A 16,246-nucleotide genomic window follows, 5' to 3' on the forward strand; every position below is an offset into this window, starting at 1 on the left:
GCCTCCTGAGGTCGCGACGAGCGGTCTGTATCAAGAACGCACAGACAACGTCGTCTGAAATCAGGGGGCAATCCGGCATGACCGCACCGCTAGACGTTTCCGGTTCGGCTTCCGAAGCGCAGCCGGAGGTCGTGCTCACGGGAGCGGGGCAGGCCGTCCAGGGACGATCCCTCACCGGGATCGCCTGGATGCGGCTGCGCCGGGACAAGGTCGCGCTGACCGGCGGGATCACCGTGCTCCTGCTGGTTCTGGTGGCCGTCTTCGCGACACCGATCATCGCGCTGTTCGGGCATCCGCCGCTGGAGTTCCACCAGGACATGATCGACTCATCCACGTTGCTGCCCAAGGGCGACTTCGGCGGCATGGGCTCCGAATACCTGCTCGGCGTCGAGCCCGTCAACGGCCGTGACATCTTCAGCCGGATCGTGGCCGGCGCCGGCATCTCGTTGCTGATCGGCTTCCTGGCCACGCTCGTGTCGGTGCTCATCGGCACCGTGATGGGCGTCGTCGCCGGCTACTTCGGCGGCTGGGTCGACCAGGTCATCGGCCGCCTGATGGACGTCTTCCTCGCCTTCCCGCTGCTGGTCTTCGCGATCGCGCTGGCCGGCGTCGTCCCCGACAAGGGGTTCGGCCTGGAGGGCAACGGGCTGCGCATCGCGATGCTGATCTTCATCATCGGCTTCTTCAGCTGGCCCAGCATCGGCCGCATCGTCCGCGGCCAGACCCTGTCCCTGCGCGAGCGCGAGTTCGTCGACGCGGCGCGGAGCCTGGGCGCCCGCAACGGCTACATCCTGTTCCGTGAGATCCTGCCGAACCTGATCGCGCCGATCCTGGTCTACGCGACGCTGCTGATCCCGGCCAACATTCTGTTCGAGGCGGCGCTGTCGTTCCTCGGCGTCGGCATCAACCCGCCCACCCCCACCTGGGGTGGCATGCTCTCGGAGGCGGTGCGCTTCTACACGCTGCCGCACTTCGTGATCTTCCCCGGTCTGGCGATCTTCGTCACGGTTCTGGCCTTCAACCTGTTCGGCGACGGGCTGAGGGACGCCTTCGACCCGCGGGCGCACTGACCCTTCGCCCATGCTCCATCCCCATCTCCACTAACAAGGGGTAGTGAATGAAAAGGAAATCCGCACTGGCGGCGGCCGCGACAGCGGCACTCGCCTTGGTGCTCTCCGCCTGTGGCGGCGGAGGGGGCGGCACAACCCAGCCGGCCCAGTCCGCTTCGGGCGCCGCCGCGCAACCCGTGGCGAACGCCGCGCTGACCGAGGTGTTCAACCCCTCGACCAAGAAGGGCGGCACCCTCAAGGCCGCCCACTCCGCCGACTGGGACAGCCTCGACCCGGGCGACACCTACTACGGCTACTCGTTCAACTTCGGCCGGTTCTACTGGCGGACGCTGACGATGTACAAGCCGGGTCCCGGCCCTGACGGCAACACGGTCATCCCTGACCTCGCCGAGTCGCTGGGTGAGCCGAGCGACGAGGGCAAGACCTGGACGTACAAGATCAAGCCTGGTCTGAAGTACGAGGACGGCACGCCGATCGGGGCGAAGGACGTCGCCTACGCGGTGGCCAGGACCTTCGACAAGGAGACCTTCCCGCACGGCCCGTCCTACCTGAACGAGCTGCTGGACTGGCCGAAGGACTTCAAGGGCGTCTACAAGACCCCTGACGTCGACTACAAGTCGGCCGTCGAGGCGACGGACGACACGACGGTCGTCTTCCACCTGAAGAAGCCGTTCGCGTCCATGGACTACATCGTCCAGATGCCGATGACCGCTCCGGTGCCCAAGGACAAGGACACCGGCGCGAAGTACCGTGAGAAGATCATCTCCTCCGGGCCGTACAAGTTCGAGACGAACGAGATCGGTAAGAAGTTCGCGCTGGTCCGCAACGACCAGTGGGACCCGGCGACCGACCCGAACCGTCCCGCGCTGCCGGACCGCATCGAGGTCCAGCTCAACGTCAACGCCGACGACCTGGACAACCAGCTCATCTCCGGAGACATCCACCTCGACATCCCGGGCACCGGTCTGCAGCCGGCCGCGCTGGGCAAGGTCCTGCCGGACCCGGCCCTGAAGGCGCGTACGGACAACCCGACCATCCCCAGGCTCTGGTACATCTCCGTCATCCCGGACAACCCGCCCCTGGACAACGTCGACTGCCGCAAGGCCGTGATGTACGCCGCGGACCGCGTCGCCAACCAGACCGCCTACGGAGGCGAGGTCGCCGGCGGCGAGATCGCCACCAACGTGATGCCGCCGCCCATCGTCGGCCAGGAGAAGTTCGACACCTACCCGTCCGAGGGCAACAAGGGCGACACCACCAAGGCCAAGGAGGCGCTCACCGCCTGTGGCCAGCCCAACGGCTTCTCCACCACGATGACCTTCCGTGCCGACCGCCCGCGTGAGAAGGCGCTGGCCGAGGCCATGGAGCAGGCGCTGTCCAAGGTGGGCATCAAGCTCACGCTCAAGGGCTTCCCGGCCTCCAGCTACTTCTCCGACTACGCCGGCAACACCGCGTACGTCAAGAAGAACGGCATCGGCCTGGCCACCCACGGCTGGGGCTCCGACTGGCCTGACGGCTACGGCTTCATGCAGGCCATCGTCGACAGCCGCACCATCCGTGACGCCGGTAACTACAACCTGAGCGTCAAGAGCGACAAGGTCGACGGCCTGATCGACCAGGCCTCGGGTGAGCTCGACACAACCGCCCGCAACAAGCTGTGGGTCGACGTCGACAAGGCCGTCATGGAGGACGCCTCCCTCCTCCCGGTCGTCTGGGCCAAGGCGCTGCTGCTGCGCGGCCAGGGCGTGACGAACGTCGCCTACAACGAGGGTCAGAGCATGTACGACTACATCATGCTCGGCGTCGAGTGACCAGGCGATATTCGGGGATCTAAGCGAAGGCAGGTGAAGGCAGGGATGGCCTGCCCGGCGACGGGCAGGCCATCCGGCCGGTAGCGGTGCTCACATACATCATCAGACGACTCATCGGCGCTTTCGCCATGCTGATCGTCATCAGCATGGTCACCTTCGGCATCTTCTTCGTGGTGCCGCAGTGGGCCGGTTCCACCCCGGAGGCTCTCGCCTCGCGGTATGTCGGCCGCGCGGCCACTCCTGAGACGGTGCACCTGGTCGCCGAGCGACTGGGCTTCAACGACCCGATCGTCGTGCAGTACGGCCGGTTCCTCAAGGGCATCTTCGTCGGTGCCGAGTACGACTACGGAGCCGGCGTCGAGCAGTGCCCGGCGCCCTGCCTGGGCTACTCCTTCATCAGCGGCCAGCCCGTCTGGCCGGACCTGCTCGACCGCATGCCGGTGACCTTCTCCCTGGCCATCGGGGCGGCCCTCCTCTGGGTGGTCTTCGGCGTGTCCGTCGGCGTGCTCTCCGCGCTGCGGCGCGGCAGCTTCTTCGACCGGCTGTCCATGGGCACCGCGCTCGCCGGGGTGTCGCTGCCGATCTTCTTCACCGGCATGGTCTCCCTGGTCGTCTTCAGCTACGGCCTCGGCTGGACCCCGCCGGGCGGCGCGTGGACCGACCTGACGGAGAACCCCGCCCAATGGGCTTACAACCTGCTGCTGCCGTGGATCACGCTGGCGTTCCTGTTCGCGGCGACCTACGCCAGGCTCACCCGCGCGGGCATGCTGGAGACCATGGGTGAGGACTACATCCGCACCGCGCGCGCCAAGGGCCTGCGCGAACGCGAGGTCGTGGTCAAACATGGGCTGCGCGCCGCGCTGACCCCGATTCTCACCCTGTTCGGCATCGACTTCGGCCTGCTGATCGGCGGAGCCATCCTGACGGAGACGACCTATACTCTGCCCGGACTCGGCCAGTTCGCCATCCTGGCCATCAGAAACCAGGACCTGCCGCAGGTCATGGGCGTGGTCCTGTTCGCCGCCGGCTTCGTGGTGGTCGCGAGTTTCGTCGTCGACCTCCTCTACGCGGTGGTCGACCCGAGGGTGAGGTTGTCGTGAGCTTCCTGGACGTCAAGGATCTGCGGATCCATTTCCCCACCGACGACGGGCTCGTCAGAGCCGTCGACGGCCTGACCTTCAGCCTCGAGCGCGGCCAGACCCTCGGCATCGTCGGCGAGTCCGGCTCCGGCAAGAGCGTGACCAGCCTCGGCATCCTCGGCCTGCACAAGGGCGGCCGGGCCAAGATCTCCGGTGAGATCTGGCTCGACGGCGAGGAGCTCGTCGGCGCCTCGGCCGAGGCGGTGCGCGGCCTGCGCGGCAAGAAGATGGCGATGATCTTCCAGGATCCGCTGTCCTCGATGCACCCCTACTACACCGTCGGCCACCAGATCATCGAGGCCTACCGGATCCACCACGACGTGAGCAAGCAGGTGGCGCGCAAGCACGCGGTCGACCTGCTCGGCCGCGTCGGGATCCCCGAGCCGGCCAAGCGCGTCGACAGCTACCCGCACGAGTTCTCCGGCGGCATGCGCCAGCGCGCCATGATCGCCATGGCGCTGTCGTGCGACCCCGAGCTGCTCATCGCCGACGAGCCCACCACCGCGCTCGACGTGACCGTACAGGCACAGATCCTCGACCTGATGCGCGACCTTCAGCGCGAGTTCAACTCCGCGCTGATCGTCATCACGCACGACCTCGGCGTCGTGGCGGAGCTGTCGGACGACATCCTGGTCATGTACGGCGGCAAGTGCATCGAGTACGGCAAGGCCGACGACATCTTCTACCAGCCCGAGCACCCCTACACCTGGGGCCTGCTCAGCTCCATGCCCCGCCTCGACCGGGAGCGCACCGAACGGCTGCTGCCGATCAAGGGCTCCCCGCCGTCCCTCATCAACGTGCCCCCGGGCTGCGCCTTCCATCCCCGCTGCCCGTACGCCGACCGCACCGACGGCCGCTCCTCCACCGAGGTGCCGGACCTGGCCCCGACCGAGCGCGGGCACCTGGTGCGCTGCCACATGGGCAGGACCGAACGGCGGACGCTGTGGGAGACCGAGATCAAGCCAGTGCTGGAGACCCAGTGAGCGAGAACGAGCCGCTTCTTTCGGTACAGAACCTCGAGAAGCACTTCCCCGTCACCAAAGGCCTCCTCAAGCGGGAGGTCGGCGCCGTCAAGGCGGTCGACGGGATCAGCTTCGACGTGTTCAAGGGCGAGACGCTCGGCCTGGTGGGCGAGTCGGGCTGCGGCAAGTCCACCACCGGCCGGCTGGTGACCAGGCTGCTGGAGCCCACCGGCGGCAAGGTCGTCTTCGAGGGCCGCGACATCACCCACATGGGTCAGGGCAAGCTGCGCCCGCTCCGCCGCGACATGCAGATGATCTTCCAGGACCCCTACTCGTCGCTCAACCCGCGGCACACCGTCGGCGCCATCGTCGGCGCCCCGTTCCGCATCCAGGGCGTGAAGACCGAGAACGGCACCAAGAAGGCCGTACAGGACATTCTGGAGATGGTCGGCCTCAACCCAGAGCACTACAACCGCTACCCGCACGAGTTCTCCGGCGGGCAGCGGCAGCGCATCGGCATCGCCCGCACCCTGGCGCTCAAGCCGAAGCTGATCATCGCCGACGAGCCGGTCTCCGCGCTCGACGTGTCGATCCAGGCCCAGGTCGTGAACCTGCTCGAAGACCTGCAGAACGAGCTCGACCTGACGTACGTGGTCATCGCCCACGACCTGTCGGTGGTGCGCCACATCAGCGACAGAGTGGCCGTCATGTACCTCGGCAAGATCGTGGAGATCGCCGACCGTAAGCGCCTCTACACCGCGCCCATGCATCCGTACACCAACGCGCTGCTGTCGGCGGTGCCGGTGCCGGACCCCAAGGCGCGCAGGGACCGCGACCGGATCCGCCTCACCGGCGACGTGCCGAGCCCGCTCAACCCGCCTCCCGCGTGCCGCTTCCACACCCGCTGCTGGAAGGCCCAGGAGATCTGCAAGACCGTCGAGCCGCCGCTCGAGGAGCTGGCCGGCGGCCACCGCGTCGCCTGTCACTTCCCGGAGAACGCGCCCGTCGCCGCCACCGCAGAGGACGCCACCAAGGCGTGAGGTGACCCACCCGGCCCTGTCCTGGCCCGTCGGCTCAGGACAGGGCGCCCGGGGTGATCAGGCCGGTCTCGTAGGCCAGCACCACTGCCTGCACCCGGTCGCGCAGCCCCAGCTTGGTCAGCACGTTGCCCACGTGCGTCTTGACCGTGGTCTCGCTCACCACCAGCTTGGCCGCGATCTCCGCGTTGGACATGCCCTTGGCGATCAGCCGCAGCACCTCCAGCTCCCGCTCGGTGAGCCGGTCCAGCCGGACGGGCGTGGTCTGCGCGTAGGCCGACGGCAGCCTGGCCGCGAACCGGTCGAGCAGCCGCCGGGTCACGCTCGGCGACACGATCGCGTCACCCGCCGCCACCACCCTGATCGCCTGCACCAGCTCGTCGGGCGGCACGTCCTTGAGCAGGAACCCGGACGCGCCGGCCCGCAGCGCCTCCACGATGTACTCGTCCAGGTCGAAGGTCGTCAGCACCAGCACCTTCGGCACGTGCGCGCTCGGCGCCGCCTCCCGCACGATCCTGCGGGTCGCCTCGATGCCGTCGACCCCCGGCATCCGGATGTCCATGAGCACCACGTCGGGCAGCAGCGCCCTCGTCTGCTCCTGCGCCACCTGGCCGTCGCCCGCCTGGCCCACGACCGTGATGTCGGGCTCGGCCTCCAGGATCAGGCGGAACCCCGTACGCAGCAGCGGCTGGTCGTCGACCAGCAGCACTCTGATGGTCATTGTCCGTCCTTCAACGGGAACCTCGCCCGCACCTTGAAACCGCCTCCGGCTTTCGGGCCGATGGTCAGGATTCCACCATAGAGGGCGACTCTCTCGCGAATGCCCACCAGACCATGGCCCGGCCGCCGCGGCGAGGCGGCCGCGCCCAGCCCGTCGTCCTCCACCCGCACCTCGAGCTCGTCCCGCCCGTGCCGCACGGTCACCTCGGACCGCGCGCCCGCGCCCGCGTGCCGCAGGGAGTTCGTCAGACCCTCCTGGACCAGGCGGTAGGCGGCCAGGTCCACCCCGGCGGGCACCCGCCGCGCCGCGCCCTCCACCGACAGCGTGGTGCTCAGCCCGGCCTCGCGCATCTGCTCCACCAGCGCCGGCAGGTCCCGCAGGCCCGGCTGCGGCGTCAGCTCGGCACGGGCGTCCGCCCGCAGCACGCCGACGATGTCGCGCATCTCCGCCATCGCCGTGCGGCCCGTCGACTCGATCGCCGACAGCGCCTCACTCGCCGACTCCGGATCGGTGGCCAGCACCTTGCGCGCCGCCGCCGCCTGCACCGTCATCACGCTCACGTGGTGGGCGACGACGTCGTGCAGCTCGCGGGCGATCCGCGTACGCTCCTCCGCCCTGGCCGCCCGGGTGTCGGCCGCGCGCGCCCGCTCCAGGCGGGCGGCCCGGTCCCGCAGCTCCTCCAGGTAGGCGCGGCGCAGCCGCAGGCTCCGCCCGCCGCCCCAGACGGCCACCAGCACCACGAGCACCGCCACATGATCGCTCCAGCGGGTCGTGGTGAGAGGGCCGGCCGCCGCGCCCACCCCGTAGACGACCAGCGACAGCAGCAGCCCGCCCAGCGCCGCCGCCAGCCCGCGATAGGACGCCACCGCGTACAGCAGCACCACCACCGCGACGCCCGCCAGCCCCACGCCGTAGCCGAGGGCGGACAGCAGCGTCGCGGACACCAGGCTCGCGCACAGCCCGGCCAGCGGCCAGCGCCTGCGCACGGCCACCGGCACGCACATCAGCAGCACGAGGGTGACGCCCACCGCGTCAGGGGCCCGGCCGGCGAACAGGCCCGGTGGCTCCAGCCGCCCGCCGTCCCGGCCCAGGAACAGCACCACGGAGACCGCGGCCACCAGCACCGCCAGGACCGAGTCATGGAACGTGGTCCGGTCTGCGCGCACCGCTTCACTGTAGGCCCAGGTGAAAGCCCGAAACCTCCTACCCAAGGAGGAGAACGCGGCTACAGCTCGTCGGTCGCCGCGCGCCGGTTGCTGCGGACCGTGTCACCCGGCTGCCGGGCCGGCACCGGCGGGGGAGTGCCGCCGAACTCCGGGCAGAGCGCCTGATGGTCACACCAGTCGCACAGGCGGCTCGGCCTGGCCCGCCACTCGCCCGTCTCCAGCGCCCGCTCGATCGCCGTCCACAGCGCCCGCACCTTGCGCTCGGTCGCCAGCAGATCGGCCTCGTCGGGGGCGTACCGCAGCACCTCGCCGCGGCCGCCCAGATAGACCAGCTGCAACAGCCGGGGCACCTCGCCGCGCAGCCGCCACAGCACCAGCGCGTAGAACTTCATCTGGAACAGCGCCTTGGCCTCGAAGTCCGGCCCCGGCGCGCTGCCCGTCTTGTAGTCGACCACCCGCACCTCACCGGTCGGCGCCACGTCCAGGCGGTCCACATAGCCGCGCAGCATCAGCCCGCCGTCGAGCACCGCCTGCACGTAGAGCTCCCGCTCGGCCGGCTCCAGCCGGGTCGGGTCCTCCAGCGTGAAGTAACGCTCCAGCATCCCGCGCGCCTGCGTGAGCCACTCGGCCCGCTCGGCGTCGTCGGCGAACATCTCCGCGTAGGCCGGCTCCTCGGCCAGCAGCCGCTCCCACTGCGGCTCCAGCAGCCCCAGCGCCGCCTCCACCGAACGGCGCGGAGCGGGCAGGTCGTAGAGCCGCTCCAGCACCGCGTGCACCACTGTGCCGCGCACCGCCGCCGGGGAGGGCTTCTCCGGCAACTGGTCGATCACCCGGAACCGGTAGAGCAACGGGCAGGTCATGAAGTCGCCCGCCCGGGACGGGGAGAGGGCTCCGATGATCACCGGATCGGTCAACGTCATGCACCGCACTCTAGGTCACCGGCCCGACATAACCGGGCTCGCGAGTCCGGGATCACTCCCTCCGGCGCGTAGCATCAAGGCAGCGACAGGCACTGGTGAACGGCAAGGAGCGCGGTGAGCGAGCAGAGCCCCCGACAGGAGTTCTCCGGTATCCGGATGGGCAGACCTTTCGGCATCCCCGTCTACGTGTCATGGACCTGGTTCATCGTCGCGGCCTTCATCACCTGGCTGTTCGGCGACACCGTGCGCGCCATGCTGCCCGAGCTCTCCTCCGCCGCCGCCTACGCCGTCGCGTTCGCCTTCGCGGTGCTGCTGTACCTGTCGGTGCTGCTGCACGAGCTGGCGCACAGTGTCCTGGCCAAGGCCTACGGGCTGCCGGTCCGCCGGATCACCCTCTACCTTCTCGGCGGCGTGTCGGAGATCGAGAAGGAGCCGCCGACGCCCGCCAAGGAGTTCATGGTGGCCGCCGCGGGGCCGCTGCTCTCGCTCGGCCTGGCCGGCGTCGGCTGGCTCGCCGACGTCTTCCTCATCAACGGCGGCGGCATCCCAGAGGTGCTGATCTGGCAGCTGTGGGTCGCCAACCTCATCGTCGGCGTCTTCAACCTGCTGCCCGGCCTGCCGCTGGACGGCGGCCGGATGCTGCGGGCCGGGGTGTGGAAGCTCAGCGGCAACCCCGGCACCGGCACCGTCGCCGCCGCCTGGGGCGGCCGGGTGCTCGCCGTGCTGCTCATCGCGGCCCCCTTCGCCATGGCGATGTCGACTGGGCGGGACGTCGACTACCGCGACCTGATCTGGCCGCTCGTGCTGGCCTCCTTCATCTGGATGGGTGCCACCCAGTCGCTCCGCGTCGCCCGCGTCCGCGCCAGGATTCCGCAGGTCAACGCACGTAACCTGGCCCGCAGGGCGATCCCGGTGACGGCCGAGACGCCGCTGGCCGAGGCGCTGCGGCAGGCCGCCCAGAGCGGGGCGGGCGCCCTGGTCGTGGTGGACCACGACGGCCGGCCCCTCGCCATCGTCAACGAGTCGGCCGTGCAGGCCACCCCCGAGCACCGCCGCCCCTGGGTGAACGTGGGCTCCATGGCCAAGTCCCTGGAGCCGTCCCTGGTGCTCGGCGCCGACCTGGTGGGTGAGCCGCTGATCGACGCCATGCGCGAGGCGCCGGCCGGCGAATACCTCCTGGTGGAGCAGGGCGGCGAGATTTACGGGGTGCTGGCCACCGCCGACGTCAACCGGGTCTTCACCGGCGTCTGATTTGTCCCACTCGTCTAAGCGGCTGACCCCGGCTAATGTCATGTCCAGTGATCAGGACGTTGCGGCCCGCTCACGCCCCCGGCGATTCGAAGATGTGACCTCTGGCCGATAGTGTGCTGTTTGGCCAACCTTGCACAGGTGGGGGGTTTGCCGTGGCCCGCTGGTTCACCGAATCGAGACGGTGCGGCCGCGACACCGTTCCGTCGTCTGGGTATGCGTATGGCTGGGCCGGCACGGCGGTGCGGGTGCCGCCACATCGCCAGGCTTCCGGGGAGGAGAGTTGAGTGACCGAGCGCAGCGAGGGCACCGATGAGCGCAGCACGGTCATGAGGGAGGACTCATGACGGACCAGGGCTTCCGAGCGGTGCGCCCGCTTCCCGGCAACGGGCTGGTCGCCTACGAAGGCGGGCTGCTGCTGGTGTGCGACGCGGACGAGACCGCGGGCACCGGCCTGCTCGAGGCGCTGCGCGAGACGGCCGCCTCCGGAGGCGACGGCAGGGCCCTGGCCCGCCGGGCCGCCCAGGTGCTCGCCGCCAACATGGCGCGTGACCCCGCCACCTGCGCCGTGGCCGGCCCCGTCGGCGACGGCGTGGCCGTCCTGGTGAGCGGCTCCGCCTCGGCCACGATCAACACCGCCGCGGGCCAGACCCGGCTGGCCGGCAGCGACTCCCTCACCTGGGCCGACCGGCTCATCGGCGGCCCCGTCGAGAGCGTGGAGCTGAGCCTGCCCGGCGCCGGCCAGGCACACCCCGCCGTCCGCTTCGACGGCGGCGGCATCGTGCACGGCGGCGGCGTCGCCGCCGAGCTCGGCGAGCAGGTCTCCGCCGGCCCGTCCAGGCCGTTCACCGCCGAGATGCCCAACACGGCCTACCACCTCGAGCCCGACCTGCTGCCGCAGCGCGCCGAGCCGCCGAGCCGGCCGTCGCCGCAGCCGGCCCAGGCGCCCCCCTACCCGATGTCCGGAGCCGACCAGCAGCCGCCCATGCGGCAGCCGTCCTCCGGCCCCCAGTTCCCGCCGCCGCCCGTGCTGGAGCAGCCCCCGGGGCAGCCGGAGCCGGTCTCCTTCCCCTCCTATGACGAGCCCGCCCCCTTGGGCAACGGCACGGTCCCCGAGCCCTACGACCAGCCCATGGGGCCGCCGTCGCAGGACCCCTTCGACCCGGGCCCGCCGCCGCACCAGGGGCAGTCGCAGGATCACTTCGACCCCGGCCCGCCGCGCCTGGGACCGCCGCAGGACCACTTCGAGCAGGGCCCGCCGCCGCTCCTGGGGCCGCCGCCGCAGGAGCACTTCGAGCAGGGGCCCCCGCCGCAGGAGCAGCAGGACCACGGCGACCGGCCGCTGGTCTACGGGGTCGACTGCAAGAACGACCACTTCAACGATCCGCGCGCGCCCTACTGCGCGGTGTGCGGTATCGCCCTGGTCCAGCGCACGCTCGTCCCCTACAAGGGGCCGCGCCCGCCGCTCGGCGTCCTCGTCCTGGACGACGGCACGGCGCTGCCGCTGGACAGCGACTACCTGCTGGGCCGCGACCCCGAGCGGGCCCCCGAGGTGGCGGGTGGCACCGCCCGCCCCGCCAAGGTCACCAGCCCCGACGGGTCGGTCTCCCGCAGGCACCTGCGGGTGGCGCTGGACGGCTGGGACGTCAACCTGGTGGACCTCGGCTCCGTCAACGGCACCCAGATCCAGCCGCCCGGCGACCCCAACTTCTACGACATCCCGCCCAACGAGCCCGTGACCATCGCGCCCGGCACCACCGTGCGCGTGGGCGTCTCCCGTACCCTCCGCTTCGAGGCACACCGCGGCTGACCGGCCCGCACCCCCGCGGGGGCCGCGGCGACCGTCCCTCCGCTCGGGCGTACGCCGCGCTGAGGTCCAGGATCTCCCGGTGAAGGCCCGCACGCTGACCTGGAGCCGTGCGGCGGTTCCGGGCCGCTGGGAGGGTTCAGGGGCCCGCTGGGAGGCCGTGGAGAAGCGCTCAGGACCGGACCTGTGCGTCCGGAGCGGGCGCTGTGCCCGCTCAGAGGGTGTCGGGGCGCAGCAGGAGCCACTCGATCTCGTCGGAGCGGGAGCCGTCCGGCTGGGGGAACACCTGCCGGCGCACGCTCTCCTGGACGAACCCGGCGCGCCGCAGCACCGCCTGCGAGGCGGTGTTGGCCACGTCGGTCCCGGCGATCAGCCGGTGCAGCCGGGTATGGGCGAAGGCCCAGTCGGCCAGCAGCCCGACCGCGCGCGTCATCAGGCCGCGGCCGCGGAAACGCGGCACCAGCGAGTAGCCCACCATGGCCTCCCCGAAGGCCGGGATGATCCGTGTCAGCTGCAGGTTGCCGGCGAACTCGCCGGTGGCCGCGTCCCTGACCGCCAGCTCGACCCGCTGCCCCGACAGCCAGAAGTAGCCGGTGCACCGGCAGCGCTGCTCGTCGTCCTCCAGCGTGCCGAGCGGCCCCATGCCGAACCGGGCGACGCTCGGCTCGGCCATCATCCGGTGGAAGTCCGCGGCGTCCCGCTCGTCCATCGGCGTCAGCCGCACCACGCCGTCGCCCAGCTCGCCGCCCTCGAAGAACGGCAGGTAGGGCTCCATCGCCTCGCCCGCGTCCCGGGCGAGCCTGGCGAACATCACATGATCCACCCGCTGCCCGTCCCGCAGCGCCTTGGCGTCCCGCCTGCGTCCCTCCTCGCGGAATCCGGCCTTGTACGCGACCCGCAGGCTGGGCAGGTTCGCCACCTCGGCCGCCAGCTCCACCCGCTCCACGCCCCGGTCGAGCAGCCACTCGGCCAGCCCGCGCGCCACCGCCCCGGCCACGCCCTTGCCGCGCGCCCACGGCGCCACCAGATAGCCGAGCTCGACCGAGCCCCACGGGGACGGCGCGCTGGTGCCGATGGAGCCGATGTAGCGGCCGTCCTCGGTGATCGAGTATTCCGTGCCGCCGCTGTCCCACTTCGCCCGCGCACGCCGTACGTAGGCGCGCGCGTCCTGCGCCGTGTACGGCGACGGGATCAGCGGCAGGAACCGGGCCGTCACGGGATCGTCGCAGGTGGCCACGATGGCCTCCACGTCGTCGTCGACCGGTGGACGCAGCACCAGGGAGCCTACGGCGATCACTTCGCGCGGGAACATCCTCCATAGATATCGCGCGTCAAGTCGTGCTCGAAAGCCCTATAACCTTGCCGCCATGGGTTTCCGCAGGCATGGGCCGTTTCAGGCGGGGGATCAGGTGCAGCTCACCGACCCCAAGAACAAGCGCCACACGATCACGCTCAAGGACGACGGCGTCTTCCACACCCACAAGGGCGCCATCCCGCACAGCGAGCTGATCGGGCAGCCCGAAGGCTCCGTGGTGCGCTCCTCCGGCGGCACCGCCTATCTCGCCTTCCGTCATCTGCTGCAGGACTACACCCTGGCGATGCCGCGGGGCGCGGCCGTGATCTACCCCAAGGACTCGTCCCAGATCGTCGGCATGGCCGACATCTTCCCCGGTGCCCGGGTGGTCGAGGCGGGGGTCGGCTCCGGCGCGCTGACGTGCTTCCTGCTGCGCGCCGTCGGTCCCGAGGGTCATGTCACCTCCTACGAGCGCCGCCAGGACTTCGCCGACATCGCCCGCACCAACGTGGAGAAGTTCTACGGCGGCTCGATGGACGACAACTGGCGGCTGGTCGTCGGCGACCTGGTGTCCTGTCTGGACACCTCCGACGTGGACCGGGTGATCCTGGACATGCTCGCCCCCTGGGAGTGCGTGGACGCCGTCGCCAAGGCCCTCACACCAGGCGGTGTGATCTGCTGTTATGTGGCCACGACGACCCAGTTGTCGAAAACCGTCGAGGTGATTCGCGATCACGGGAGTTTCACCGAGCCTCATGCGTGGGAGACCCTGGTTCGCGACTGGCATGTCGAAGGGCTCGCCGTTCGGCCCGATCACCGGATGATCGGGCACACCGGGTTCCTCGTCACCGCCCGCCGCATGGCCGACGGCGTCACCCCGCCGCCGCGCCGTCGACGACCGAAGGGAACCACCGAAGAACTATGACAATTTGGCCACAAGGGTGCGTTGGTGCGTGACACGGGAACACTTCGCCGTGTTCATATGCTGGAAGTATTAAACGCCCTATTGGGGATTATTCACCGAATACTGATTGTCACTCTACGAACACTGCCCGGCCAGGTTACGGAGGGGCCCGAGATAGGTAAGGTCCTTAGTAGTCGCCCTCGACTGGGAAGGAGGTGACGGGCGTGGCAGCTCGCGATGATGCTGAGGCTCGAGCCGCGCAGCGCGAACGGGAGGTCGCTGATCTTTCAACACAGGTCTCCTTCCTCCAGGAGGAGATCACCGCGCTGAGGCGGAAACTGGCCGAGTCACCCCGTCAGGCCAGAGTCCTGGAAGAACGTCTCCATGAAGCACAGGCGAACCTCGCGGCCGTTACCGGCCAGAACGAACGCCTGGTGTCGACGCTCAAGGAGGCACGGGACCAGATCGTCGCTCTCAAGGAGGAGGTCGACCGGCTGGCGCAGCCGCCATCCGGATTCGGCACCTTCCTCGAGGCCAGAGAAGACGGCACGATCGAGGTGTTCACCGGCGGCCGCAAGCTGCGGGTGAACGTCAGCCCGGCCGTCGACGCCGACTCGCTGCGGCGTGGCCAGGAGGTCATGCTCAACGAGGCGCTCAACGTGGTCGAGGCTCTCGGCTACGAAGAGGTCGGCGAGATCGTGATGCTCAAGGAGTTGCTCGACGAGGGCAAGCGCGCCCTGGTCATCTCGCACGCCGACGAAGAGCGCGTCGTGCGACTGGCCGAGTCGCTGGTCGGCCAGCCCATCAGGGCGGGCGACTCACTCCTGCTCGAGCCTCGCTCGGGTTACGTCTACGAGCGCATTCCCAAGTCCGAAGTGGAAGAGCTCGTGCTCGAAGAGGTCCCCGACATCTCCTACGAGGAGATCGGCGGCCTCATGCGGCAGATCGAGCAGATCAGGGACGCCATCGAGCTCCCCTATCTGCACGCCGACCTGTTCCGCGAGCACAAGCTGCGCCCGCCCAAGGGCGTCCTGCTCTACGGCCCGCCGGGCTGCGGCAAGACGCTCATCGCCAAGGCCGTCGCCAACTCCCTGGCCAAGCAGGTCGCGGAGAAGACCGGCCAGTCCGGCAAGAGTTTCTTCCTCAACATCAAGGGTCCCGAGCTGCTCAACAAGTACGTCGGCGAGACCGAGCGGCACATCCGCCTGGTCTTCCAGCGTGCTCGTGAGAAGGCTTCCGAGGGCACCCCCGTGATCGTGTTCTTCGACGAGATGGACTCGATCTTCCGCACCCGCGGCTCGGGCGTGTCCTCCGACGTGGAGAACACCATCGTCCCTCAGTTGCTGTCGGAGATCGACGGCGTCGAGGGGCTGGAGAACGTCATCGTCATCGGCGCCTCCAACCGCGAGGACATGATCGACCCGGCGATCCTGCGGCCCGGCCGCCTGGACGTCAAGATCAAGATCGAGCGGCCGGACGCCGAGGCGGCCAAGGACATCTTCTCCAAGTACCTCCTCGCCGAGCTGCCCCTCCATCCGGAAGATCTGACCGAGCACGGTGGTTCCCGTGAGGCCACCATCCACGGCATGATCCAGAGCGTCGTCGAGAGGATGTACACCGAGAGCGAAGAGAACCGCTTCCTCGAGGTGACCTACGCCAACGGCGACAAGGAAGTCCTCTACTTCAAGGACTTCAACTCCGGCGCGATGATCCAGAACATCGTCGACCGGGGCAAGAAGATGGCGATCAAGCAGTTCCTGGAGAGCGGCCAGAAAGGCCTGCGGGTGCAGCACCTGCTCACGGCCTGCGTGGACGAGTTCTCCGAGAACGAGGATCTGCCCAACACCACCAACCCCGACGACTGGGCCCGCATCTCCGGCAAGAAGGGCGAGCGGATCGTCTACATCCGCACACTCGTCTCCGGCAAGCAGGGCGCCGAAGCCGGCCGTTCCATCGACACCGTCGCCAACACCGGCCAATACCTGTAGCACCAGCGCCGGAAGGGGCCACTCAGCCCCTTCCGGCGTCGGTCTTGTCGGGATGTGCCGCGCAGAGCCTGCGGCCCACCCAGGCCGGCCTTCTCCTCGCCTTGGGCACGTTCCCCTTGTGCCTCGCCTTGGGCGCGTTCGGTGATGCCGCAAGGCGACACGGCGGCGAGTGCGGCCCC

13 protein-coding genes are annotated in these 16,246 nt (G+C 69.7%); 9 read left to right on the forward strand and 4 right to left on the reverse strand.

Annotated features, from left to right (window positions below; all coding sequences use genetic code 11):
• The first annotated feature begins 77 nt into the window (after nt 1–77).
• The 5 genes from IEY87_RS21405 to IEY87_RS21425 all read left to right on the forward strand — a co-directional run bounded on the left by IEY87_RS21405 (nt 78) and on the right by IEY87_RS21425 (nt 6,022).
• Nucleotides 78–1,070 carry an ABC transporter permease gene (locus IEY87_RS21405; RefSeq protein WP_189140501.1) on the forward strand — a complete coding sequence of 331 codons (993 nt, stop codon included), beginning with the start codon at nt 78–80 and terminating at the stop codon, nt 1,068–1,070.
• A gap of 47 nt (nt 1,071–1,117) precedes the next feature.
• Nucleotides 1,118–2,881, forward strand: a complete 1,764-nt coding sequence (locus IEY87_RS21410; protein ID WP_189140502.1) for an ABC transporter substrate-binding protein — start codon at nt 1,118–1,120, stop codon at nt 2,879–2,881.
• Nucleotides 2,882–2,967: 86 nt separating this feature from the next.
• Nucleotides 2,968–3,981 carry an ABC transporter permease gene (locus tag IEY87_RS21415; protein ID WP_189140503.1) on the forward strand — a complete coding sequence of 338 codons (1,014 nt, stop codon included), beginning with the start codon at nt 2,968–2,970 and terminating at the stop codon, nt 3,979–3,981.
• Nucleotides 3,978–5,003 (forward strand): ABC transporter ATP-binding protein, encoded by a 1,026-nt coding sequence (locus tag IEY87_RS21420; RefSeq protein ID WP_189140504.1) that lies wholly within the window; start codon nt 3,978–3,980, stop codon nt 5,001–5,003. Before IEY87_RS21415 ends, IEY87_RS21420 begins: the two co-directional genes overlap by 4 nt.
• Nucleotides 4,964–6,022 carry an ABC transporter ATP-binding protein gene (locus tag IEY87_RS21425; RefSeq protein ID WP_372462251.1) on the forward strand — a complete coding sequence of 353 codons (1,059 nt, stop codon included), beginning with the start codon at nt 4,964–4,966 and terminating at the stop codon, nt 6,020–6,022. The genes IEY87_RS21420 and IEY87_RS21425 overlap by 40 nt, the downstream gene beginning before the upstream one ends.
• Before the next feature lie 34 nt (nt 6,023–6,056).
• Here IEY87_RS21425 and IEY87_RS21430 read toward each other — a convergent pair whose 3' ends face one another.
• The 3 genes from IEY87_RS21430 to IEY87_RS21440 are packed head-to-tail and all read right to left on the reverse strand — an operon-like array spanning nt 6,057 to nt 8,826.
• Nucleotides 6,057–6,740, reverse strand: coding sequence for a response regulator (locus tag IEY87_RS21430; RefSeq protein WP_189140506.1), 684 nt, complete (start codon nt 6,738–6,740; stop codon nt 6,057–6,059).
• Nucleotides 6,737–7,906, reverse strand: a complete 1,170-nt coding sequence (locus IEY87_RS21435; protein ID WP_189140507.1) for a sensor histidine kinase — start codon at nt 7,904–7,906, stop codon at nt 6,737–6,739. The genes IEY87_RS21430 and IEY87_RS21435 overlap by 4 nt, the downstream gene beginning before the upstream one ends.
• Before the next feature lie 59 nt (nt 7,907–7,965).
• Nucleotides 7,966–8,826 carry a RecB family exonuclease gene (locus IEY87_RS21440; RefSeq protein ID WP_189140508.1) on the reverse strand — a complete coding sequence of 287 codons (861 nt, stop codon included), beginning with the start codon at nt 8,824–8,826 and terminating at the stop codon, nt 7,966–7,968.
• 114 nt (nt 8,827–8,940) lie between these two features.
• On the opposite strand from IEY87_RS21440, the gene IEY87_RS21445 reads away from it, so the two are divergent.
• Both IEY87_RS21445 and IEY87_RS21450 read left to right on the forward strand, forming a co-directional pair.
• Nucleotides 8,941–10,077: a site-2 protease family protein gene (locus IEY87_RS21445; protein WP_225277223.1), complete on the forward strand. Its 1,137-nt coding sequence runs from the start codon at nt 8,941–8,943 to the stop codon at nt 10,075–10,077.
• 340 nt (nt 10,078–10,417) lie between these two features.
• Nucleotides 10,418–11,884, forward strand: a complete 1,467-nt coding sequence (locus IEY87_RS21450) for an FHA domain-containing protein (protein WP_189140509.1) — start codon at nt 10,418–10,420, stop codon at nt 11,882–11,884.
• 211 nt (nt 11,885–12,095) lie between these two features.
• Here the strand turns inward: IEY87_RS21450 and IEY87_RS21455 are convergent, their stop codons facing one another.
• Entirely contained in the window at nt 12,096–13,193 is a 1,098-nt protein-coding gene (locus tag IEY87_RS21455) for a GNAT family N-acetyltransferase (RefSeq protein ID WP_189140510.1), read from the reverse strand.
• A gap of 55 nt (nt 13,194–13,248) precedes the next feature.
• Between IEY87_RS21455 and IEY87_RS21460 the strand changes: the two genes are divergently transcribed.
• The gene (locus IEY87_RS21460) at nt 13,249–14,100 is read left to right on the forward strand and encodes a tRNA (adenine-N1)-methyltransferase (RefSeq protein WP_189140511.1); all 852 of its coding nucleotides are present in this window, start codon (nt 13,249–13,251) and stop codon (nt 14,098–14,100) included.
• 194 nt (nt 14,101–14,294) lie between these two features.
• Nucleotides 14,295–16,067, forward strand: coding sequence for a proteasome ATPase (gene arc, locus IEY87_RS21465; protein WP_225277224.1), 1,773 nt, complete (start codon nt 14,295–14,297; stop codon nt 16,065–16,067).
• Nucleotides 16,068–16,246 lie beyond the last annotated feature (179 nt).

The organism is Nonomuraea glycinis (assembly GCF_014646515.1).
In the GTDB taxonomy this organism is placed as follows: Bacteria; Actinomycetota; Actinomycetes; order Streptosporangiales; family Streptosporangiaceae; genus Nonomuraea; species Nonomuraea glycinis.

Excerpts from the sequence above, each read along its gene's own strand:
- IEY87_RS21405 (WP_189140501.1), top strand. The coding sequence starts at position 78 with ATGACCGCACCGCTAGACGTTTCCGGTTCGGCTTCCGAAGCGCAGCCG.
- IEY87_RS21410 (WP_189140502.1), top strand. The coding sequence starts at position 1,118 with ATGAAAAGGAAATCCGCACTGGCGGCGGCCGCGACAGCGGCACTCGCC.
- IEY87_RS21430 (WP_189140506.1), bottom strand. The coding sequence starts at position 6,740 with ATGACCATCAGAGTGCTGCTGGTCGACGACCAGCCGCTGCTGCGTACG.
- IEY87_RS21440 (WP_189140508.1), bottom strand. The coding sequence starts at position 8,826 with ATGACGTTGACCGATCCGGTGATCATCGGAGCCCTCTCCCCGTCCCGG.
- IEY87_RS21450 (WP_189140509.1), top strand. The coding sequence starts at position 10,418 with ATGACGGACCAGGGCTTCCGAGCGGTGCGCCCGCTTCCCGGCAACGGG.
- IEY87_RS21455 (WP_189140510.1), bottom strand. The coding sequence starts at position 13,193 with ATGTTCCCGCGCGAAGTGATCGCCGTAGGCTCCCTGGTGCTGCGTCCA.
- IEY87_RS21460 (WP_189140511.1), top strand. The coding sequence starts at position 13,249 with ATGGGTTTCCGCAGGCATGGGCCGTTTCAGGCGGGGGATCAGGTGCAG.